The sequence below is a fragment of the Mucilaginibacter paludis DSM 18603 genome (assembly GCF_000166195.2).
Lineage (GTDB): Bacteria > Bacteroidota > Bacteroidia > Sphingobacteriales > Sphingobacteriaceae > Mucilaginibacter > Mucilaginibacter paludis.
Window position 1 is genome coordinate 3090282 of sequence record NZ_CM001403.1, and the last position, 22298, is coordinate 3112579.

The 22298-nt window shown below is 43.6% G+C and carries 17 protein-coding genes; 11 read left to right on the forward strand and 6 right to left on the reverse strand.

Features of this window, described 5'->3' with window-relative positions; all coding sequences use genetic code 11:
* Positions 1-17: 17 nt before the first annotated feature.
* From MUCPA_RS12975 to MUCPA_RS12985, 3 genes are read right to left on the reverse strand one after another with little or no spacing between them, the layout of a single operon-like run.
* A complete protein-coding gene (locus MUCPA_RS12975; protein ID WP_008506908.1) occupies positions 18-1142 on the reverse strand; it encodes an efflux RND transporter periplasmic adaptor subunit in 1125 nt (374 codons plus the stop codon).
* Complete coding sequence (locus tag MUCPA_RS12980) at positions 1129-4380, reverse strand: efflux RND transporter permease subunit (RefSeq protein ID WP_008506909.1); 3252 nt, start codon at positions 4378-4380, stop codon at positions 1129-1131. The genes MUCPA_RS12975 and MUCPA_RS12980 overlap by 14 nt, the downstream gene beginning before the upstream one ends.
* 47 nt (positions 4381-4427) lie before the next feature.
* Positions 4428-5789 carry a TolC family protein gene (locus MUCPA_RS12985; protein ID WP_233276868.1) on the reverse strand — a complete coding sequence of 454 codons (1362 nt, stop codon included), beginning with the start codon at positions 5787-5789 and terminating at the stop codon, positions 4428-4430.
* A 138-nt stretch (positions 5790-5927) separates the two neighbouring features.
* On the opposite strand from MUCPA_RS12985, the gene MUCPA_RS12990 reads away from it, so the two are divergent.
* The 5 genes from MUCPA_RS12990 to MUCPA_RS13010 all read left to right on the forward strand — a co-directional run bounded on the left by MUCPA_RS12990 (position 5928) and on the right by MUCPA_RS13010 (position 11489).
* Positions 5928-6902, forward strand: coding sequence for a LysR family transcriptional regulator (locus tag MUCPA_RS12990; protein ID WP_008506911.1), 975 nt, complete (start codon positions 5928-5930; stop codon positions 6900-6902).
* 126 nt (positions 6903-7028) lie between these two features.
* Positions 7029-7763, forward strand: coding sequence for a DUF6515 family protein (locus MUCPA_RS12995; protein ID WP_008506912.1), 735 nt, complete (start codon positions 7029-7031; stop codon positions 7761-7763).
* Between the two features lie 266 nt (positions 7764-8029).
* Positions 8030-9478: a circularly permuted type 2 ATP-grasp protein gene (locus MUCPA_RS13000; protein ID WP_008506913.1), complete on the forward strand. Its 1449-nt coding sequence runs from the start codon at positions 8030-8032 to the stop codon at positions 9476-9478.
* A gap of 32 nt (positions 9479-9510) precedes the next feature.
* A complete protein-coding gene (locus MUCPA_RS13005) occupies positions 9511-10449 on the forward strand; it encodes an alpha-E domain-containing protein (protein ID WP_008506914.1) in 939 nt (312 codons plus the stop codon).
* A gap of 56 nt (positions 10450-10505) precedes the next feature.
* The gene (locus tag MUCPA_RS13010; protein ID WP_008506916.1) at positions 10506-11489 is read left to right on the forward strand and encodes a transglutaminase family protein; all 984 of its coding nucleotides are present in this window, start codon (positions 10506-10508) and stop codon (positions 11487-11489) included.
* 224 nt (positions 11490-11713) lie between these two features.
* On the opposite strand, the gene MUCPA_RS13015 is transcribed toward MUCPA_RS13010, so the two are convergent.
* On the reverse strand, positions 11714-12439 hold the full coding sequence (locus tag MUCPA_RS13015) for a hypothetical protein (RefSeq protein WP_008506920.1): 726 nt from the start codon (positions 12437-12439) through the stop codon (positions 11714-11716).
* 176 nt (positions 12440-12615) lie between these two features.
* Between MUCPA_RS13015 and MUCPA_RS13020 the strand changes: the two genes are divergently transcribed.
* Positions 12616-13710 (forward strand): SGNH/GDSL hydrolase family protein, encoded by a 1095-nt coding sequence (locus tag MUCPA_RS13020; RefSeq protein WP_008506922.1) that lies wholly within the window; start codon positions 12616-12618, stop codon positions 13708-13710.
* Between the two features lie 152 nt (positions 13711-13862).
* Here the strand turns inward: MUCPA_RS13020 and MUCPA_RS13025 are convergent, their stop codons facing one another.
* Positions 13863-15263, reverse strand: a complete 1401-nt coding sequence (locus MUCPA_RS13025; RefSeq protein WP_008506923.1) for a DNA/RNA non-specific endonuclease — start codon at positions 15261-15263, stop codon at positions 13863-13865.
* Between the two features lie 581 nt (positions 15264-15844).
* Here MUCPA_RS13025 and MUCPA_RS13030 point away from each other — a divergent pair.
* The 5 genes from MUCPA_RS13030 to MUCPA_RS13055 all read left to right on the forward strand — a co-directional run bounded on the left by MUCPA_RS13030 (position 15845) and on the right by MUCPA_RS13055 (position 21559).
* Positions 15845-16819, forward strand: coding sequence for a ribonucleoside-diphosphate reductase small subunit (locus MUCPA_RS13030; protein WP_040627447.1), 975 nt, complete (start codon positions 15845-15847; stop codon positions 16817-16819).
* A 191-nt stretch (positions 16820-17010) separates the two neighbouring features.
* Positions 17011-17247, forward strand: coding sequence for a hypothetical protein (locus MUCPA_RS13035; RefSeq protein WP_008506929.1), 237 nt, complete (start codon positions 17011-17013; stop codon positions 17245-17247).
* Positions 17248-17258: 11 nt separating this feature from the next.
* Complete coding sequence (locus tag MUCPA_RS13040; RefSeq protein ID WP_008506930.1) at positions 17259-19637, forward strand: ribonucleoside-diphosphate reductase subunit alpha; 2379 nt, start codon at positions 17259-17261, stop codon at positions 19635-19637.
* A 394-nt stretch (positions 19638-20031) separates the two neighbouring features.
* Positions 20032-20211, forward strand: coding sequence for a hypothetical protein (locus MUCPA_RS38240; protein WP_008506932.1), 180 nt, complete (start codon positions 20032-20034; stop codon positions 20209-20211).
* 664 nt (positions 20212-20875) lie between these two features.
* Positions 20876-21559, forward strand: coding sequence for a porin family protein (locus tag MUCPA_RS13055; RefSeq protein ID WP_040627448.1), 684 nt, complete (start codon positions 20876-20878; stop codon positions 21557-21559).
* Positions 21560-21712: 153 nt separating this feature from the next.
* Here the strand turns inward: MUCPA_RS13055 and MUCPA_RS13060 are convergent, their stop codons facing one another.
* Positions 21713-22288, reverse strand: coding sequence for an NUDIX hydrolase (locus tag MUCPA_RS13060; protein WP_008506935.1), 576 nt, complete (start codon positions 22286-22288; stop codon positions 21713-21715).
* Between the last annotated feature and the right edge of the window lie 10 nt (positions 22289-22298).

The following is a 22298-nucleotide window of genomic DNA, read 5'->3' on the forward strand; positions in this document are numbered from 1 at the left end:
TTATTTAACAATTTAGTTTATTTTTTCCGCTTACGCACCGGCTCTCCATCACGTATTTCATCGTTGGCAGCTGTAATTATCTCGTCGCCGGGTTTTAAATCGCCATAAATTTCCACTTTGCCATCGGCCTCGCGGCCTTTTTGTACATCCACCCATTCGGCTTTATTATCAACCACCCTGATTACAAAAACTTTTTCGGTCGACATCACCAACGCTGTCCGCGGAACAATAAACGTACTGTCTTTAGCAGGCATATCCATGCTTACTTCGGCATACATACCTGGCAACAGTGTTTTATCATTGTTATACACATCCATCTCCAATCGCTCAGAACGCAGGCGAATATCTAACGATCCCGCCATCCGGTTAACCGTAGCCTGAAACTTTTGCCCCGGCATAGAGCGTACCGTAAAGCTTACTTTGTTTTTCTGCTTTAAAATACCCGAATAGGCCTCGGGTACGGAGATCACCAAACGCAGCCTTTTTTGTTGCTGTAATACCAGCAATGGCATATCCGAGCCTTTGCCAGTTGGGCCTACATAAGCCCCAGGGTTGGTGTTACGGGCACTTACCACAGCATCAAACGGTGCACGGATGTTTAGATAAGACAAGTTTGCGGCAACGGCCTGGTAAGCGGCTTTGGCGGCCTCCAATTGCGACTGGTCGGAGTTTTTACGAGCAGCGGCCTGGTCCAGATCGTTACCGGATATGGTTCCGGGGGTTTTGCTGGTTTCAAACAAGCGGTCGTAATTGGCTTTGCTGGCCATATAAATTGCTTGCTGGGTAGCTATTTTAGATTTTGCCTCCGCCAGCTGCGAGTTTATTTCGGGTGCTTCCATGCTGATGAGCAATTGCCCCTGCTTTACCTCGGAGCCCACATCAACATAAACTTTTTTTACAAAGCTGCTTACTTTAGCATACAGGTCAACCTGTTGGTAAGGTGTAAGCTCGCCAGGCATTTTTAATTCCGAAGATAATATACCTTTCTGCAAAGGCACAACGGCAAGCGCCGGGATAGAGTCTGTTTGCTGGTCAGCGGCCTCCTTGCCTTTATCTTTCGACCCACATGAACTCAGGCCCGAAATGGCTAACAGTGTTATTGTTGTAAAAACGGATGCTCTTTTTAAATTAGTTATGATCATGATGCGATGGAATGTAGTGTTTACTTTCTTTATCTTCTGGATCTAAAGAAACTGATTGTGTGGTTGTTTTACTCTGTACCCAGGCAAAAACAAGTGGTAAAACAAATAATGCGGCTATGGTTGACATAAATAAACCGCCAATAACCGCGCGGCCCAAGGGTGATGCCTGATCGCCACCTTCGCCTAAGCCGGATGCCATCGGTATCATACCTACTATCATGGCCAAACTGGTCATCACAATAGGTCGCATTCTTAGGGCAACGGCCTCTTTGGCAGCCTCAATAGCATTGCCGCTATGCATCCGCAACTGCTCAGCATTGGTAATGAGCAATACGGAGTTAGAAATAGATACCCCGACAGACATGATCATCCCCATATACGATTGTAAGTTTAAGGTTGATCCGGTTAACCGCAGCAGCAGCAACGAGCCTAACAATACCGCCGGTACAGTTGATAAAACCACCAACGATACTTTAAACGACTGGAAGTTTGCTGCCAGCATTAAAAATATCACAATAATAGCCACTATTAAACCGTTTTGCAGGCTATCCAGTGTTTCTGTTAGTGTTGTAGTTAAACCTTTGGTTTCTATATTTAACCCCCGGGGTAGTTTACCAATAGATTTAATGGCTTTTTGCACATCGGTGTTAGCGGTACCTAAATCCATGTTGTTTAAATTGGCCGTTACCGACATAATGGGCAAAGCCCCTAAGTCGTCATTTTCGCCATAGGTTGTATCGCGCTTAATATCGGCAACATCCCTTAGCACCGGCCTTGTTGAGTTACTTAATACAGGTATTTCGCCAATATCATTTACGCTGGCCATGTTATATTCGGGCACTTCTACCTGCACGTTATAAGTTAAGCCTATCTTCTCGTCCATCCACACGTTTTTTTCTGTGTAGCGGGATGAGGATGTGGAGGCTATTAGGGAGCGCGAAATATCATCAACCCCAACACCCAATTGCGCTGCCCTGGTACGATCGATGTTGATATTGATAGCCGGATACTTGATGGCCTGACCCAGCTGCACATCGCGCAGGTATTTAATTTTATCCATTCGGTTAATTACGGTATCGGCATACGCCGCCAGTAACTTTTTATTCTTGCCGGATATCTGCACCTCTATAGGTGTTGGCGATCCCTGGCTCAATATTTTATCGGTAAGCTCTATCGGCTCAAAAGAAAGTTTAACATCGGGCAATTCCTTTTTCATCTGGCGGCGGAAACGCTCTTTCAAATCGTCGAGGTTAACCTTATAATCTTCATCAAGATTAACTTGTAGTACCCCCTCCTGTGGGCCAGCCATAAACAAATAGATGGGGCTGGTAGAAAACTGACCGGGGTGTTGCCCAACAAAAGCCGATGTAACAGCAATGTTTTTTTTGCCAACCAGCTCTTCCAGTACGTGCAGGGTTTTAACCATATCTACTTCGGTACGTTCAAGCCGCGTACCGTCGGGTGCACGTAGCCTTACCTGGAACTGGCCACCATTTACTTTAGGCAATACATCGCGGCCGATAGTTAAAAGCAATAACAGGGCTAAGGCAGTTGCTGCCACGATATAAACCGTTACAATACTTTTGCTATAGACAATAATACGGCTTACAAACACCAAATAGCGTTCGCGAACTCTCTCGAATCGTGATTTTTTTTCTTCGGGTTCATGTTCTGCCCTATTTAAAGCGGCCAATTTTTGTTCGGCACTATCGTGTCCTTCATCAAGCACATAATCCTTCTCCTGGTGCTGTGCATCTACATTATGGTCTTTCATTAACCAGTTGGCCATAATAGGCACAAAGGTTTGCGAAAGCAGGTACGACGTGATCATGGAGAATCCAATGGCCAGGGCCAAGGGTAAAAACAAAGCTCCGGGGATACCCTTCATGGTTAGGGCGGGTGCAAACACCGCCAGGATACAAAACAGGATAAGCAATTTGGGGAAAGCGATCTCGCGGCAGGCATCCCAAATGGCCAGGGCCTTGGGTTTACCCATGTCCATATGCTGGTGGATGTTTTCGATAGTTACCGTGGATTCATCAACCAAGATACCGATGGCGAGCGAAAGTCCGCTCAATGTCATGATATTGATGGTTTGATGGAACAGGTATAAAAACATCACCCCGGATATGATACAGATAGGTATGGTGATGATCACAATTAAAGCCGCGCGCCTGTCGCCCAGAAACAGCAATACCATTAAACCGGTTAATATAGCGCCAATGGCACCTTCGGTAATTAAACTCTTCACCGAGTTAATTACGTATACTGATTGGTCGAACTCGTACGAGAGTTTAACATCATCGGGCAATAAAGCCTGGAAACGGGGGATTGCTTTTTTTAGATTTTGAACTACTTCCCAGGTTGAGGCATCAGCCGACTTAGTGATGGGCAGATAAACCGAACGCTTGCCGTTAACCAGGGCATAACTGCTGGTGATATCGGCACCATCCTCAACAGTGGCTACATCCTTTAAAAACAAAGTTTGAATGCCCCCTTTAAACAGCGGAATGTTTTCAAAATCCTTTACATTTTTAATGGTGGTGTTGGTGGGTGTAAAATAGTTAAGGTTGCCAACGCGAACGTTACCCGCCGGCGAGGTTTGATTATTAACCCGTATAGCGGTAACAATCTGATCTGGGGTAAGGTTATGCGACCGCATTAATTGAGGGTCAACCTTAATAACCACCGCCCGGGTATTACCGCCAAATGGCGCAGGTGCTATTAAGCCGGGGATGGATGTAAAGCCGGAGCGAACGTAAACGTTAGCCAGGTCGAGCAACTCGTTGTTCGTTCGTTTGGGGCTGCTCAGTACCAATTGCCCTACCGGGAGGGTTGATGCATCAAAGCGCAGAATAAAAGGCGGATTGGAGCCATTGGGGAATATGGCCTGCGCCCGGTTAGAAAATGCCGTTACCTCGGCCGAGGCTTGCGCCATATTGGTGCCCTCGTAAAAGGTGAGTTTAATTAAAGTTAAACCCTGAATGTTTTTGGTTTCGATACTTTTAACGCCGGACACATATAACAGCAAGTTAACGTACTGCTTACCAAAGTAAGCCTCCATCTGGTTGGGTGTATAGCCGCCGTAAGGGTGCGAAATGTAAATTACCGGCAGATTGAGATCGGGGAAAATATCTACCTTAATATTGCGTACGGCGTTTATACCAAAAAAGAATACCCCCGCTACAATAACCAGTATGGTAATTGGCTTTCTTAATGCACTTTTAATTAAACCCATATTATTAAATACTCAAAATGTAAGGATTAGCGGCCCAGGGCCAAACACTAAAATTCGTTAATAAATATCCCGAAATCGCCGTTTGAGGCCGCTTTATAAAGCAAGGCCTGCCAAACATTATTGTAGGCTATATAACGATCTGTTTCTGCACGGTTAAGGGCATACAAAGCTTGCGTAACATCTACAATGGTGGTTAATCCATTTTTATAGAGTACGCTTTTCTGTAAAAACGCATCCGATGCGGCTTTGTAACCTACCGGTGCCTCGCGGTAATTTCTAAGCGCGTTTTCTATCCTGGTTTCTGCCAGCAGCGCCTGGTTTCTCAAATTCTGATCAACTACATCGTACTCGTTTTTTAAACCTAAGGAGTTGTACTGCTGGGCTTCCACTTGCTGGTGTACCCGCAAAGGGCTGGTTAAGTTCCATATCATCCCGATGCCAAATAAATAGTTGCCTCTTGTAGGGTTTACGCCGGCGCCATAGTTTGAGCTATAATCGTTAAGGTTGTTTACCCCGTAGCCCGATCCAAAGCCGCTACCACGCCCCTGCATAATTCCAAAGACGGAGAAAGTAGGATAGCTGAATGTTTTATAGTACTTAGCAAGGGCGTCGCTGTAGTTTATCCGGTTTTGATAAAACTTCAGTACAGGATGATCTTCCGGTTTGAAGCGCGATTGCGGATCAATCGCCTTAGGTATCGTAGTGACAAATAAACTGTCCAGGTTAAAATTCTGGGCCGTGATGCCCAACAGCTGTGCCAGCTGGCTGGCCTGCGTCTGTTCAAAATCGCGGGCATTTGTGAGGGCAATTTTGGCGCTCGATACTTCAGCATTAGCCAAGGATGAATCTACGCCCGCATTCAGGCCGTTTTTGGCCCTCAATACAACCACCTTTAGTATTTCGCCGGCCCGATCCAGATTTTTTTGCTGCGCCCGGCTTAGCTGCTGGGCCGCTAACAAATTGAGGTAAGCGGTAGATACCCGTATCTCGTGCTGAAACTGCTCCTGTGTAAGGTCGGCCTGATCACGATTCAACGAAGCCTGCGCTACTTTAACTTTACCACGCGCTTTACCGAACGAGAAAAAATCCCAGTTGATATTGGCCAGGTATAATGAACCAAAAGCGGCGTTCCAATTTTGGTTGGGCAACGTAGGCCCTGATGAGGAAACACTCAAACCGCGGTAACCATAGGATGGACCAAACTGACTGTTAATGGTTCCGTAATCCTGCTGGGCGGAGATGTTAAGATCGGGCAGTTGCTCACGGCGATTCTCTTTAACATTTGATACCGACGCACTAACGTAGTTGGCCTTTGCCTTGATAGTACCGTAGTTATTTAACCCGGTTTGGATAGCATCTTTTAAGGTGAGTACTTTTTGTTGGCTGCTTGCCGTTAATCCACAAAGCATTAATACGACAGCTAAACATATATTACGTTTTTTTAACATGCAGAATAAATTATTTTCGGATTGACGACGCAAATGTATAGTTGGTGTAAGTATGAAAGAAATGAATTAAATTTGTAAAAACTATTAATAAAATTCATAATGAATATTGCACTCCATCATTTTAAGCTGATAGAAACTATTTCGAAGGAAGGAACACTCACCAAATCGGCCCTGGCGCTGCATTTAACGCAATCTGCGTTGAGCCATCAGCTTAAAGAGCTGGAGAGCGAAACGGACGCCAGAATATTTGAGCGGATGGGTAAAAGGATGCAATTGACCGATATTGGCACAAGATTTTTACAAAGTGCAGAGAAAATACTAACCGAAATCAAGTCATTAGAAGAGGATATCAGCAATTCAAAGAATGGTAAAACCGGCAAATTAAACATCAGCACCCAATGTTATACCGCTTACCACTGGCTACCCGGCATTATTAAAAACTATAAAACCTCGTCGCCAAATATCAATATCCACATTGTTTCCGAGGCTTCTAAGCGCCCTTTGGAGTACCTGCTTCGCGGAGATCTTGACGTGGCTATTGTACGCACGCAAATGGCCAACATGCATATTTTTTATGAACCCGTATTTGATGATCAGTTAATGGTGGTGGTATCTAAAAACAACCCGCTTGCCGAAAAGGCTTTTTTTGAGATATCAGATTTTGAAAATACCGAACTCATTATGCCGTCGTACGATGCTTCGTACCAGGATACCCCCTTGATAGAACATTTGATACAAATACAACAGGTTAAATTAAAAAACCTGCACCGCATACATTATACCGATGCCACCATTGAAATGGTAAACGCGGAGCTGGGTATAGGTGTAATGGCCGACTGGATTGTGAAGCCATACCTGGATCATAAGGATATAGTAGCCATACCCATTTCAAGAGCGATAGCCCGGCGCACCTGGTATGCGGCAACCTGCAAGCAAAGCCCGGCTATACAAAATTTCCTGTTGTGCTTAAAACAACATTTTTCCAAAGCCGCTTTAACTAACGAGTATAATATTGCACTTACTCAAACAGCGCAAAACCTTATTCTACAGGGCCAAAAGGCCGAAATTTTGTAACATTTCGGTTGAAATTCCGGCAAAGAGGTGTCAACATTAAACCGAGATTAAAAAAGTGCGTTTAGGCCATATACAGCAACAATATTTTAGTTAAATAAATGTTAACAGCATTAAAGGATTAAGACCATGAAACATTTTATAAAAAACATGACCGCGCTCTGTATCGGGGCGATGTCATTACTGGTTATTGACGCCGCGAGCGCTGCGGGCCCAGGGCCACGTGGCGGCGGCATGAGGGGTGGAGGCGGATTTCGCGGTGGCCCTGGCTTTGGTTTCCGTGGAGGCATCGGTTTTGGCTATCGCCCGTTTTGGGGTGGCTATTACAGATACGGCTATCCGTCTATTGGCTTAAGTATCGGTTATTTACCCTATGGCTATTTACCGTTTTATTTCGGCTCCGATCTGTATTACTGTTACGATGGAATTTATTACAGGCAATATGACGACAATTACCAGGTTGTAGCACCACCTCTGGGCGCCGAAGTTCCAAAACTTCCGGCTAAAGCCAAATCCATCATGATTAACAATGAGCAGTACTATGTTTTAAACGGAGTTTATTATAAAGAAGTAGCTCATCAGGATGGAACCAAAGGCTACCAGATTGTTGGTAAGGATGGTGTATTAAACACCGGGCAGGCACAAGCTCCAGCCCCGCCGCAGGTTGGCGATATTGTTGCTCAGTTACCGCCTGACTGCCATACCGTAAACATAGGAGGTAAAAAATACTTCGTATCGCCTGACGATGTTTATTACGAGGAAATTTCTGATGGTACATCAACAAGCTACAAAATAGTAGGCGTACCAGAAGATCAGGGTAAACCAGGGGCTCCAAATAATCCACCGGGACAATATAATCAGTAAATTTATCCATCTAAAAAAAGGGGGCGTGTTAATTTCACGCCCCCTTTTTTTGTGTAATTGAATTGAAAATTTTATAATTTCAATTAAAATTATTGAAGCCGTATTTAATTATGACCTTTATTTAAAATTTATGCATTTTAAATGCATAAATTTTCAAATTTTATAACCATTATTGATTATAGGTTCTTTTTTTATTAAAAATTACTTTATAAATTACAATTTTTAAACCGTAGATAAAGATCATTACCGGAAAGGAGGGTTAAACAATGCAAGATTCAGCTTATTTTAATAATTATCATCCAACACCTGGTACATGGGATGAAATGTTTGGCTCCGATTCAAAAATCCGCGACCACTACCAAAAGGTTATTCAGTATTTAACCCGCGAATCAATTGATGAACTAAACAAGAAAGAGGATTTGGCCAAGCGCTTATTTATGAGCCAGGGTATCACCTTTACCGTTTACAGCAGCGGCGAAGGGATAGAAAAAATTTTCCCGTTCGATATTATTCCCCGCATCATCACCGGGGATGAGTGGGCCTTTGTAGAGAAAGGTATTAAACAGCGCCTTCATGTATTGAATCTGTTTTTAAAGGATGTATACAGCAACCAGTTTATTATTAAGGATGGCATTGTACCCATCGATATTATTTACTCGTGCCCGCACTTTTTGCGGGAAATGTATAATGTAAAAGTACCCTACGATATTTACGTACACATAGCCGGCATTGATTTAATACGCGACCACGAGGGAACATTTTATGTACTTGAAGATAACCTGCGTACCCCATCGGGTGTGAGTTATATGCTGGAGAACCGCGAAATTACCAAGAGGCTGTTCCCAGACTTGCTCCCGCAATGCAAAGTGCGCAGCGTAACCGAGTATCCAAACATCCTGTATAAAAATCTTTTGTCGTTATCGCCGCGGCAAATACCTCACCCGGTTATTGTTTTGCTTAGTCCGGGTATTTATAATTCGGCCTATTTTGAGCATACTACGCTTGCCCGTTTAATGGGTGTTGAGCTGGTGGAAGGCCGCGACCTGGTTGTTGATAACCACAAGGTATACATGAAAACAACTACAGGCTTGCAGCAGGTTGATGTAATTTACCGCCGTGTTGATGACGAGTATCTGGATCCGCTGGAATTTAACCCGGCAAGCATATTAGGTGTGGCCGGCATTATGGGCGCTTACCGGAAGGGTAACGTGGCCATTGTAAATGCAGTAGGCAATGGTGTTGCAGATGATAAGGCCATCTACTCATATGTGCCAGACATGATACGTTATTACCTCAACGAAGAACCCCTGTTAAAAAATGTACCCACTTACCAGTTAGGCAACCCCGACGAGAAGGAATACGTTTTTTCAAACATCAATAAAATGGTGGTAAAACGTACCAACGGCAGTGGTGGCTATGGTATGTTGATGGGCCACGCAGCAACTGAAGCCGAAACCGAGGATTATAAAAACGAGATTCTTAAAAACCCGCGCGATTTTATAGCGCAGCCAACCATCAGCCTTTCGGCAGCGCCGTGCTATATGCAGGGTTCACTCACGCCACGACGGATCGACTTGCGGCCATATGCCCTGTGCGGGCCTGACGGAATAGAGATTGTTCCGGGCGGATTAACCAGGGTGGCCTTGCGCGAGGGATCGTTAGTGGTAAACAGCTCGCAGGGTGGCGGTAGTAAAGATACCTGGGTTTTACTTTAATTAATTGTACTATTGAACAACATTATACATACATGTTAAGCAGGGTAGCATCAAGTTTATATTGGATGAGCCGTTACATTGAGCGCAGTGACGGTATATTGCGGATGCTGAAAATTAATTACGCATCGTCGCAGGATACAATTCAAAAGTTTACCTGGGAACCGGTGATCAGGATATTTGCCGGTGTACAGGATGATGAAATTGAAGTATTGGAGAACGATAGCCGCTCGGTTTTAAAATACATGGTGCTGGACCGGGATAATCCCAACTCGATATTGAATATCATTACCCAGGCCAGGGAAAACGCCCGCGGTGTGCAAGAGCATATCACTAAGGATTTATGGCAGTGTTTAAACGAATACTACCATGCCGTACGTGATCCTAAGCTCAACTTCTGGCTTCAAAAGGATGACCCCATTACGGCGCTCGATATCCTGATCAGGCAAGGGATGCTCTATTATGGCACCACGGAAATAACCATGGAGCGTGGGGAGGGCCGCAGCTTTATGAATATCGGACATTATCTGGAGCGCGGCATCCAGTCAGTCGATATATTAGACACCAAGTTTGGCTCTATTGACGACGATCCCGACCTGCTTACAGATACTACCTATTGGAAGCATTTGCTGCTATCGCTCGGCGGCTACGAGATTTATCTTAAAACCTACCGGAGCAAAGGCTTTGAGGCCGAAAACGTTTTAGAGCAGGTGGTTTTTAATAATGACTTTCCGCGCTCGGTTCTTTACTCGGTTAACCATATCCAACGTTACTTTGAACGCCTCAAAAGCGAAAGCAACATCGATGAGTTTCGCGAATTATCGTTCCTGATAGGCCGACTGCAAAGCAGCATCAAATACAGCTCGGTAAAAACTATCCAGCAAGAGGGCCTGCACGAATATCTCACCAATATCCGTAATGAACTGTTTAAAATCGGAAATATGTTAAATGAACATTATTTTGCTTATTCGTAATCATAAACCTATTCTTGCGTTCCTGTTTATTAATTTAATGTTGCAAAAAATTTGTTATGCCCGAATTTAAAATTCACCACGTTACCAAATACACCTACGAAAGCGTGGTGCGAGATAGCGCCAATCAAATTATTCTTTTCCCGATTAAAGATCAATTTCAGGAGGTAATTAAACATGACCTTAAAATAAGCGGCGACCCGATAGTTGATATCCATACCGATTATTACGGTAACGAAATTGGCAGTTTTACTTATATCGAGCCACACCTGCAACTGGAAATATCTTCGAAAATTAAGGTGAGCACCACACACAGACCCTTCCCGGTAGACGATATGTTTGCGGAACACCAGTGGAACGATTTATTGAGCCTGCGGTACCAGGTGCCTTATATCGATTTTTTAAGGCAGGAATATTTTGCGGGCTTAAACGAAATGAAATCCGTAGTAGAGGCCGAAAAACAAGTTAACGAAACACCTTACCAAACAGCATCCCGGTATTGCAAATACGTATACGAAAACTTTGAATATATTAAAGGGGTTACCACCGTTGAAACTACCCTGGATGAGATCTGGAAATTAAAGGCAGGCGTTTGCCAGGATTTTGCCCATATTTTAATGGAGATGCTTCGTGTGGCCAATATACCGGCAAGGTATGTGAGCGGTTATATCTGTACATCAAAAAGCAGTATGCGTGGCGAAGGTGCAACGCATGCCTGGGCCGAAGCGTACATCCCCAATTATGGCTGGTTGGGCCTCGATCCTACCAACAATATCATAGCGAACGAAAATCATGTGCGCCTGGCTGTTGGTCGTAATTTTACGGACTGTTCGCCGGTAAAAGGCGTGTACAAAGGCGCAGGTGATCACAAACTGGAAGTTACGGTATCTGTAGGGAGCCCCGATGATGCCGAGGAACACTTTGACTATGAAAGTGTACTGCACGAAGAACCGCCCGTAACCAAAGCAGCAAAACCTGTTGCCAGAAACAGCTACCGCGAATACCTGGAGATGATTCAGCAGCAACAACAGCAGCAACAGTAGGTTGGTTTGTTAGTTATTGGGTTATTAAGTTAGTAAGTTATTGGGTTTGGAGACAGGTAGGAAGTGATTTTTTTGCCTGATCATCAATTAGTTATCAGTATAACAATAACCTAAACTCCATTAACCAGTAATTTAATAACCAATAGCTCAAAGCAATTCCAGCAACTTAATAACCCAATAACCAATAACTCAATAACCATTAACTCAATAACCATTAACCAAACTCAAAATTTATATTTAAGCCGCACCGATACCAGGCTGTAAAATCCCCTGAGGTGGCTTTGCGGGGATGTTCTGAAACCATCGGTGTATAGCGAGTTTACATAGTTGAGTTGATAGTTGGGGTTAATTGCTAACTTATCGCGACCTAAAATGCCTGGCAAGTCAATATTGGTGCCCACGTTCAAGGGGAAATAAATGGAGTTGGAACTGGTGATCGGACTCCCATATACAGTATAGGCCAGATCGTCGTTATAAGTAAATTTAATCCTGGTATGTATTGCACCAATCCCCGTACCAATGTACAGTCTCTTAATCGCGTCGTTAAGTTTATTCCGCGAAAAGTAGTGATAAAATTGGCCCAGCGCCACTCTCACGTTCAGGTTGGCAGCCAGGTAATTATCCGTACTGGTTTTGTAGTAAAATCGGTGGCTGTTATCAACACCCTCTAAAATTCCAGATTGAGCCTCACCGCCGAAAGAGAAATAGGGATTAACGTCATAATCCAACGATCCAACAAAAGCCCCTTTGACTGGCTTACCATAATAATGCGTTTTTAAGGTGGTGATACCACCTCCTATGCCTAACCTGAAGCCACTGTTATTCTTTTTATAAAAATAATCAATCTGGCTGTAAGCCATGTGCGGGTTTATGATGTTAAAAAAAAATAAAACAGCAAGCGTTACCAGCGGAAATTTAAACTGTACGGATTTAGTTGATGTTATACTCATAGTTTGTATTGCTTAAATAATGCCCCTGCAATTTATGAGCCAAATTACCGCGTTATAGGCTTTTGGGGCGCTTATGGCAAGTAATTAAAAAAAACATCAAATAATTTGCCCCCAATGTCTAATTTTACCATAACAAGCCAAAGTTTTATAAATTGCGGCATGTTCATTACTTTGTTATGAAGAAACACCTTTTTATTTTGCTTGTTTTGATCTGTACGGGTTGTTTTTTAGCCTCGGCTAAAGTGCCATCAGCGCCTGCCTTAAAATTTTACCCAGCCAACAACAAGTATATCCAATACACCGGGCGGATAGATTACTCCGACCAATTAAAACCACGTTTCTGGTCGTCGGGTGTATACATTAAAATGCGTTTCAAGGGCAAAGGGTGCGAAATTACCGTGAATGATGAAATGCTGTACGGCAATTCGCACAACTATATCAACATCGCGGTTGACGATGAAAAGCCTTATCGCGTGCAAACAACCGATTTAACCGACAACTTTAAAATTGGTGGTAACCTGAGCGATAAGCCGCACATTATTACCATTTGTAAAGATACCGAAGCCGGCATTGGCTACCTTGAATTTGTGGGCATCAAATGCGAAAAATTGTTACCCATGCCAGCAAGGCCCAAGCGTAAAATAGAATTTATAGGTACAACGATTACCTGTGGCGCCGATTTGGACCGATCATTATACCCATGCAATTTTGGTGAGTGGTATGCACACCATAACGCCTATATGAGCTACGGGGCGGTAACCGCGCGTAACCTGGGTGCCGAATGGCAAATCACAGCTATATCTGGTATCGGCCTTACCAACAGCTGCTGCAATATTCCCATCATGCCCGAGGCTTTCGACAAGATCAGCATGCGTACAGATAGCCTGCAATGGAACTTCAGCGCCTACCAGCCCGATGTGGTTAGCATTTGCCTTGGCGAGAGCGATGGCGCTACAGCCCTCGACTCGACGGCCTTTTGCGGCGCATACGTTAATTTTATAAACGATTTGCGAAGGTATTACCCCCGCTCGGAAATCATTTGCCTCAACATACCCACCGGCGATGTCAGGTTAAACGCAGCCATGAAACGTTATGTAGTTGGCATCAGCGATTATATGGAAGCCAACGGAGACACCAAAGTGCATCCATACAGCATCACCAAAACCTATACCTCGGGATGCAATGATCACCCCGATATGGGCGACCATAGCATGATAGCTACCGAACTAACGGAATACATCCGTAAACTTAAAAAATGGAAAGAACGTTAATGATTTGTTGAAAAATCAGCATTGAGCTATAAAAAGCAAAACGCCGGGCTATTACACCCAGCGTTTGTTTCATAGTAATTTGCCCGAAAGAACCAGGATAGAAGCAATTAGTCGCTTTGGCTTCTTGCTTCCTGCCTCTTACATCTTGCCTCTTAATTGACCACCCCCGCGTCTACCTTGGTTTCTAAAGCCGTGCGTACCGATGTGGGCAGGGCAGATAATAAGGTGTAGCCGGTGGCATTTTCAATGCTTTGTATGGTGGTGATGTACTGGGTCCAATCGCTGCTCACGGTATTGATATTCGGAGTATCAACTGCAATTACGCGTGTTGAAGTGGTAATACGGCTTAAATCGTTATCGCCGTTAGGCAATACAACAATCACTTTCCAGATATGCGCCGGCACATTAACGTGGCCGCCGTCAACAGTATTGGCACTCCCGCTTGATCCTGTTCCGCCTGTTCCGTACGAACCCATGATAACGTAAATCTCGTTTCCGGCATTTACTAATGATCTGCCATAGTCTTCTAAGTTGCCCCATGTTTGCTGATTGTTATTGGGTGCTTGCGGCACCATGTTATCCATTAAAAAAGTAGCCTGGTTGGCCGCCACGGTAGATGTACGGTCGGCCGAAGGGCAGTTATGCCCCCTGTCGAAGCCAGAGCCCGAGTAACTCGAAGCCCCAACCTGGTACCATCCGGAAGGCAAATTGGTATCGGCCCTAAAATCATCCTGCCGTGCTGTTGAGCCTAAGCTTGTGCTGCCCACATACCAGCATGTCCAGTTAGGTTCGCCTTTATCCCGGTTGTAGCTCTGGGTATAGTAGGTATGGTCGTACAGGTAATTATTATAGTCGGTTACAATACTGGTGGTAGCGTTGCTTGGATTACCCAGCAACATATTGCTGTTATCGCCGGTAGAACCCGCGCCGCCGCCGGTTCCGCCGCTTCCCGAATCATAACTGTTAATGGTAAAATCATCAATGTTGATCCTCGTTGATGATCCGGTAGCCTTACGAATCTGGAAACGGAGCGTACCGCTGGTATTAACCGTGAAAGTAGCCGTAGCCAATGTAGTAGATGAAGTGGTGATGGTTGAGCCAACCTGCGTATAAGAGCTCCCCCCATTTGCAGACATCCATAAGCCCCAGGTTGAAGAACCATCGCTGCCAAAAGCGGCATGTTTTACAGTAACCGTTGATGCACCAGTTGTTACATCAAAATTCATACTCAGTACCCCTGTGGTTTGGATACGAACGGATTTACTTCCGTTTTTAGCATCCGAGGTACTGGTACCTACCAGGGCGTTGCTTAAATTCCAACTGCCGCTGCTAAAAGTTACATCGGCCGCAGCATAAGCGGTTTTACTTCCCGATTCAAAAGTTTCGGAGAAGGTTTGCGTAATGGCGCTGATACGCATGGTTCCGCCGGTAGGGCTTTCAACCGAAAACGGTGTTAAAGCCTGATCAGACGCTGGTGCCGACCCTTCCTTTGAGCAGGAAACCAGCATGGCTGCTACGGCTAAAGGGAAAATAAGTAGTTTGTTAAATTTCATAGTTTGTTATTTATTTTCCAATTTAAACGGTTGCCTTAAACGATTGGTTGTTAAGCCTATGTTAACAATAAAAAATTTCTATTTATTTGTTAAACTATTTGTAATTAAAATTAATTGGCAGATAAAAAACGATAATAATAAACTAACAATTTTTCCTTATTTTTCTATCAACACACTGTTTAAAACTTACTGGAATGTGCATAAAAAATGACACTCACCTATCGACTTTAGTCCGTAACTTTGACGAACGTTCTTTCAAACATATTATTAAATTCATGATAAATTAACATTTATGATGACATTGAGGTTGTGTGTATTAATTTACAATGCCGGTCCCGATCATAAACAAGGTAGCTAATTAGCTGTATATTAATCTATTATATCAGCAGGATAACTACCCGGTTAAACAAAGGCTACTAATGAACTATAAACTCAAGCCACATATCACTTTGAGTTTGATTGAACGCCACCACAATTAAAAAGTATTTGACGAAAGTCTGTAGTCTGTGCTCTTTTTAAAGAGAATGGATTTGCTATCTGCCATCAATACGAAATACAAAAAAGTAAACACGGTAACAAGAATGAGCCAGGAAAACGAATTATTGCTGAGAGAAAACAAGGACCGCTTTGTTATTCTGCCGATCAATTATCCCCAGATATGGGAAATGTACAAAAAACACGAAGCCAGTTTCTGGACAGCCGAAGAGATCGACCTCTCTGACGATATGAAAGACTGGAATAATTTAAACGACGGCGAACGACATTTTATATCACATATATTGGCATTTTTTGCTGCCAGCGATGGCATTGTTAACGAAAACCTGGCCGTTAACTTTATGAGCGAAGTGCAATTACCCGAGGCCCGTTGTTTTTATGGTTTCCAGATTATGATGGAAAACATTCACTCCGAAACCTACGCCTTACTGATAGATACCTATATTAAAGATACTACCGAAAAAAACCGTTTGTTCCACGCCATTGAAACCGTTCCGTGTGTAAAAAAGAAAGGCGAGTGGGCCCTGAAGTGGATTGAGAACGGCACCTTTGCCGAGCGCCTGGTTGCGTTTGCAGCTGTAGAGGGCATCTTTTTTTCGGGAAGTTTTTGCTCTATCTTCTGGCTCAAAAAACGCGGATTAATGCCTGGCCTAACGTTCAGCAACGAGTTAATATCGCGCGACGAGGGTATGCATTGCGAATTTGCCTGCCTGCTGTACAGTATGTTGAGCAATAAATTATCCAAAGAGGCAGTAACCACCATTATTGCCGATGCCGTTGAAATTGAAAAAGAGTTTGTAACCGATGCTTTACCGGTAAACCTGATTGGCATGAACGCCAAACTGATGAGCCAGTATATTGAGTTTGTGGCCGACCGCTGGTTGCAGGAGCTTGGTTACGATAAATTATATCATGCTACCAATCCGTTCGACTTTATGGAAATGATATCCCTGCAAGGGAAAACCAATTTCTTTGAGAAACGGGTAGGTGATTATCAAAAAAGCGGTGTATTGAACAACGATGCCAAATCGCAGGCGTTTTCAATGGACGAAGATTTTTAGATGGCGAATGTTAGTTGAGCGTACTTAGTCCGGAGTGTTAAGCCAATTAGGCTAACTACCTCACTAATCAACCTTGGCTTAGAGCTAACTGCTAATTATAGCTGACCTAACAGCCTGGTCAATTGTCAGCAGAGCTTAGTTAAATAACAATTGTCCATTATAGTTTGTTAATTTTTCATCGTTTTTAATATATGTTCTTACAATCAGGTTATACCACATCGGCTGTTTATGCCCCGGTATCACAATTATTAAAAAAATTGTGCCGGAAAGTGTGGTACCTTGTTGAAGAAAAAACCACCTTATCACTACAGTTAAAAAGAACGGCTTTGGCTGTTCCGGTTAATATGGCCCTCAAGGCTCTATTAATTCTATTTTACCCTAAACACACACAATATACATTGCCTAATGAACTTACACTTCACCCTTAACTCCTCACCTTATGTTTGTAATTAAACGCGACGGAAAAAAAGAAACAGTAAAATTTGATAAAATTACGGCCAGGATTGAGAAGCTGTGCTACGGCTTAAATCCATCCTTGGTTGACCCTATAGATGTGTCCAAAAAGGTAGTTGAAGGCCTGTATGATGGAGTAACCACATCAGAGCTGGATAACCTTGCTGCCGAAACCGCGGCTTCGTTAACTACCAAGCACCCCGACTACGCTTTACTGGCATCGCGCATAGCGGTATCAAACCTGCATAAAAATACCATTAAGTCGTTCTCCGAAACGATGCGCAACCTTTACCTTTATACTGATAAAAAAACCGGTAAAAACGCGTCGCTTATAGCCGATGATGTTTGGCAGGCCATTGAAGCCAATGCCGAACTGTTAGACAGCACCATTATTTATGACCGCGATTTTGGCTTTGACTACTTCGGTTTTAAAACCCTCGAAAAATCATACCTGCTTAAAATAGACGGCAAAATTGCCGAGCGTCCGCAGCATTTATTTATGCGTGTTTCGGTAGGCATCCATAAAGAGGATATCGACAGCGTTATCAAAACCTATAACCTGATGAGCGAGCGCTGGTTTACCCATGCTACGCCAACGCTGTTTAACGCGGGTACGCCTAAACCGCAAATGTCGTCGTGCTTTTTACTCACCATGCAGGACGATAGCATCGATGGTATTTACGATACGCTGAAACAAACCGCTAAAATATCACAAAGCGCCGGCGGCATAGGCCTGAGCATACACAATGTACGCGCAACAGGCTCATACATCAGCGGCACAAACGGAACCAGCAACGGCATTATCCCTATGCTGAAGGTGTTTAACGATACCGCCCGTTACGTTGACCAGGGCGGCGGCAAGCGCAAAGGTGCCTTCGCTATTTACCTGGAGCCATGGCATGCCGATATTTTTGAATTTTTAGACCTGCGTAAAAATCACGGCAAGGAAGAAATGCGCGCCCGCGATTTATTTTACGCGTTATGGATCTGCGATTTATTTATGCAACGTGTGGAAGAAGACGGGCAGTGGAGCCTGTTTTGCCCGCACGAAGCACCGGGATTACATGAGTGCTGGGGTAAGGAGTTTGAAGCTTTGTATACTAAATACGAAGCCGAAGGCCGCGCCCGTAAAACCATCAGGGCTCAGGAGCTTTGGTTTGCCATTTTAGATGCGCAGGTTGAAACCGGCACACCTTATTTGTTATACAAGGATGCCGCCAACAGCAAATCAAACCAGCAAAACCTGGGCACTATTAAAAGTTCTAACCTATGTACCGAGATTATCGAGTATACATCTGCCGATGAGGTAGCTGTGTGTAACCTGGCTTCGTTAGCGTTACCAAGGTATATTACAGCCGGTGTATTTGACCATCAGAAACTTTACGAAGTTACTTACCAGGTAACGCTGAACCTCAACAAGATCATCGATCATAATTACTATCCGGTGGTTGAGGCCAGCAACTCCAACTTCCGCCACCGCCCTATCGGCTTAGGCGTGCAAGGTTTGGCCGATACCTTTATCCGCCTGCGCCTGCCCTTTGAAAGCGATGAGGCCAAAAAGCTGAACAAAGAAATATTTGAAACCATTTACTTTGCCGCCATGACGGCTTCGAAGGATCTGGCTATTCAAGACGGCCCTTACGAAACCTTTAAAGGCTCGCCTTTATCGCAAGGAAAATTCCAGTTCGACCTGTGGAATGTTACACCTGATAGTGGCCGCTGGAACTGGGAAGACCTGCGTAGCGACGTGATGAACCACGGTGTGCGTAACTCTTTACTGGTTGCCCCTATGCCTACGGCTTCTACGTCCCAAATATTGGGTAACAACGAGTGCTTTGAGCCTTATACCTCCAACATTTATACCCGCCGGGTATTAAGCGGCGAATTTGTGGTGGTAAACAAATACCTGCTGCACGATTTGGTTGAACTTGGCTTATGGAACAACGACATGAAGAACCAGATCATCAGCGCCAATGGTTCAGTACAGGATATTCCTGAAATCCCTGCCGAAATCAAGGAACTATACAAAACCGTATGGGAAATTAAGATGCGTACCATTATAGATATGGCTGCCGACCGTGGCGCTTATGTATGCCAGTCGCAATCGCTTAACTTGTTCATCAGCTCGCCAAACGCGTCGAAACTAACCTCTATGCATTTTTATGCCTGGAAAAAGGGATTGAAAACAGGTATGTACTACCTGCGCACCCAAGCGGCATCGCAAGCGGTTAAGTTTACCATTGAGAGCCAGGGAGGCAAATCAATGGAACCTGTAATACCGGAAAACGGTGTAGCCGTAGTTGACGAAATACCCGACGGGCCGGTTTGCTCGATGGAAGAAGGCTGTGTAACCTGCTCCGCATAATTTTAATAGCCGATGCGATAGGTTCTATAATATAGAAAAACCCTTAGCTTTAATTAGCTAAGGGTTTTTGTGTTTTCAACCCCAAACAACAGGTATAGTCTTGGTGCGAAACCCACGACAAAGGGCCATCTAAAGCATGTAAAAAAAAAAGGGGTTAAAAAATTTTTTTTTATCAAAATAACTGTAACTTACACAAGGTTTATTTACGTATAAAACATACAATAAGTTTATTTTATGTGTAAAATAAACTTTGCGCATAAAATAAAAAATACTTATCTTTGCGGACTTTTTAAAGGGAATATATTTTGCAAACTTTATACAATTTACCTGCATTCTATTTCGTTTTAATTAATAGAAGAACATACAATATGTGTTTTTATTGGAGGAATCAATAATGAAATCATACACTCATATAGCCAAAATCTATGGCTTCAAATGTTACTTTAATGAGGACAATGGAGAAGTAGAAGGCACAAATTGGCTCAACGAAAAAATGATTGAATTATTTGTTTGGATAGATTTAACCTTTAGTGATAACGAACAATTTAAAATAGAAATTATTGAAAAACTTTGACATCTCTAATTTGTTGAATAAAAAAAGAGGGTCGAGTTGACCAGACCCAACACCTCTATTACTGAGAAATAACCATGCTGGGGGGCTTAGTTTTTAATCAGTATTTTGAAGGGTTTACCGTTTGCTCTACGAATTACTTTTCCTTTTACGGTAATTGTCATTCTGTAAATGTAGTAACCATCTTCTTCTTTTTTATCTTTTTGAGACATAAAGCTTAAATCTGCGTCCTTTGGCGCACTTTTCTGATATTTTTTCTCCTAATCAGGAAAGGATTACTCAACCTTTTTGGTCTTAAAAAGCTTTACCGGCTGAGGGGCTTAGCGATAACTTAAGCAAGCTCAACAGCGTGAGTATATTTTTTAGGTGCTTTATATTGTAACAAATAAGATAAGCTCCAAAAATACTAAAAATTTTACTAATTACTATTATAATTATTCTGCTTTTTGGAGATTTGAGTTAACTCTCATATAACTCCCTGATAGACATTTAATTGCTATATATTTTCACTCATCTAAATCTTTCGGGCTAATAATATAGATCTATTGACTCGTTTTATTGACCTACAACTTTTATCATCCAATTGTTAATATTTGTTAAAATGCCCCATCCAGTAAAACCTTTGCCGCTACCGCCACTCTATATCACTAAACAAAAATTTTCAACTATGAAAAAGATTCTTTTTACAGCGATATGCTTGTTATTGGTAGCTGGGTCGGTTAGTGCCCAGCAACATCGCCGATACTATCCTCGCAACCGCCCTCAGCCTAATCACCGCCGGCCGGTTCAAAACGATTTTAACACCATTAAATTTGGTATAGTTGGCGGCGTTAACGTATCCAATATTATCAACACCAACGATGCCAATTTTTCAACAGGTACCAGGGCCGGGCTAAACGCCGGTGTTAGCTTAGAGGTGCCCATCAGCTACCCGTTTGCATTTCAGCCGGAGCTGCTTTATTCGGGCAAAGGCTACAGTGCCATCACGCCGGTGGGCCAGTTTAGCCAGCGCACCAACTGGATCGATCTGCCTTTGTTGTTAAAGGTTAAGGTAGTGCCAGGTTTTAATTTTGTAGTGGGCCCGCAGGTATCGTTCCTGCTGTCAACCCAAAACACCTTTAACAACGGCTACAGCACCACCACCCAGGATGTGTACAACAAAGCCACCGATGGCTACAACAAAACCCTGATAGGCGGTGTATTAGGCGTAGGTTTCGAGGTAAGCCCCAATGTGGAATTACGGGCCCGGTACTATATCGACCTGCAAAGCACAACCATCAATGGCGTGTCTGACATTCCGCAGTATAACAACCAGGTTTGGCAGTTTGGTGTAGCGGTTAAGTTTTTTTAAAAAGCGGGGGGGTATCCACTCTCATGTCTTTTCGACGAGGTACGAGGAGAAATCTTTTGCAAGGAATGTCTGATTTTAATATCGCGTGCAGACTTAACAATTGCAAAAGATTTCTCCCTCTGGTCGAAATGACAATTTTTTATAATCCCGCCCTTACACCCCAAACACCTCCGGATACATCAAAGCGGCCTTTAAAATAAACGCCGAACTATCCACCGTCCAGATCTCCCCGTCCTTTACCATTTGCAATACTTTGGTGGCCGGCACTTTAACTACTTCAATACATTCGGTAACGTCAAACTTTTGCACGGTGTTAACCTCGGCGTTAAATACAATATATCCGTAGGTAACCTGCTTGGTTTTGGTAGTGTTGTTGGCCAGTTTCCCTAAGGGGATCAGGTCATCGGCAGTAACTTTAATACCCGTTTCCTCTTCCAGTTCGTTCAGGGCCGAGTCGATCACGCTTTTGCCTTTTTGCTGCATGCCGCCGGGTATTTCCAGTAAAATATCGCTCAGGCCGTGTTTGTATTGTTTAACCAGGGCTACTTCGTGTTTGCTGTTCAGGGCGATGATCATCACTACATCGCCCAGCGGAGAAAAAAAGTAGTCGTCAATAATATGCCCGTTTTGCAATTGCACCTTGTGGCGTAGTATCGGGAACCAGGGGCTTGGCGATACATCCTCTTCTTCCAAAACAATCCATCTTTTTATTTCTCCGTTAGTAGTCATATTATTATCC

What these genes read in the sequence shown, in the direction of transcription:
- MUCPA_RS13000 (WP_008506913.1), top strand. Translation starts at nt 8,030, where the DNA reads ATGCAAGATTCAGCTTATTTTAATAATTATCATCCAACACCTGGTACA.
- MUCPA_RS13015 (WP_008506920.1), bottom strand. Translation starts at nt 12,439, where the DNA reads ATGAGTATAACATCAACTAAATCCGTACAGTTTAAATTTCCGCTGGTA.
- MUCPA_RS13035 (WP_008506929.1), top strand. Translation starts at nt 17,011, where the DNA reads ATGTTCTTACAATCAGGTTATACCACATCGGCTGTTTATGCCCCGGTA.
- MUCPA_RS12975 (WP_008506908.1), bottom strand. Translation starts at nt 1,142, where the DNA reads ATGATCATAACTAATTTAAAAAGAGCATCCGTTTTTACAACAATAACA.
- MUCPA_RS13030 (WP_040627447.1), top strand. Translation starts at nt 15,845, where the DNA reads ATGAGCCAGGAAAACGAATTATTGCTGAGAGAAAACAAGGACCGCTTT.
- MUCPA_RS13025 (WP_008506923.1), bottom strand. Translation starts at nt 15,263, where the DNA reads ATGAAATTTAACAAACTACTTATTTTCCCTTTAGCCGTAGCAGCCATG.
- MUCPA_RS13010 (WP_008506916.1), top strand. Translation starts at nt 10,506, where the DNA reads ATGCCCGAATTTAAAATTCACCACGTTACCAAATACACCTACGAAAGC.
- MUCPA_RS13055 (WP_040627448.1), top strand. Translation starts at nt 20,876, where the DNA reads ATGAAAAAGATTCTTTTTACAGCGATATGCTTGTTATTGGTAGCTGGG.
- MUCPA_RS13060 (WP_008506935.1), bottom strand. Translation starts at nt 22,288, where the DNA reads ATGACTACTAACGGAGAAATAAAAAGATGGATTGTTTTGGAAGAAGAG.
- MUCPA_RS12990 (WP_008506911.1), top strand. Translation starts at nt 5,928, where the DNA reads ATGAATATTGCACTCCATCATTTTAAGCTGATAGAAACTATTTCGAAG.
- MUCPA_RS13040 (WP_008506930.1), top strand. Translation starts at nt 17,259, where the DNA reads ATGTTTGTAATTAAACGCGACGGAAAAAAAGAAACAGTAAAATTTGAT.
- MUCPA_RS12995 (WP_008506912.1), top strand. Translation starts at nt 7,029, where the DNA reads ATGAAACATTTTATAAAAAACATGACCGCGCTCTGTATCGGGGCGATG.
- MUCPA_RS12985 (WP_233276868.1), bottom strand. Translation starts at nt 5,789, where the DNA reads ATGCTTTGTGGATTAACGGCAAGCAGCCAACAAAAAGTACTCACCTTA.
- MUCPA_RS12980 (WP_008506909.1), bottom strand. Translation starts at nt 4,380, where the DNA reads ATGGGTTTAATTAAAAGTGCATTAAGAAAGCCAATTACCATACTGGTT.
- MUCPA_RS13005 (WP_008506914.1), top strand. Translation starts at nt 9,511, where the DNA reads ATGTTAAGCAGGGTAGCATCAAGTTTATATTGGATGAGCCGTTACATT.
- MUCPA_RS38240 (WP_008506932.1), top strand. Translation starts at nt 20,032, where the DNA reads ATGAAATCATACACTCATATAGCCAAAATCTATGGCTTCAAATGTTAC.
- MUCPA_RS13020 (WP_008506922.1), top strand. Translation starts at nt 12,616, where the DNA reads ATGAAGAAACACCTTTTTATTTTGCTTGTTTTGATCTGTACGGGTTGT.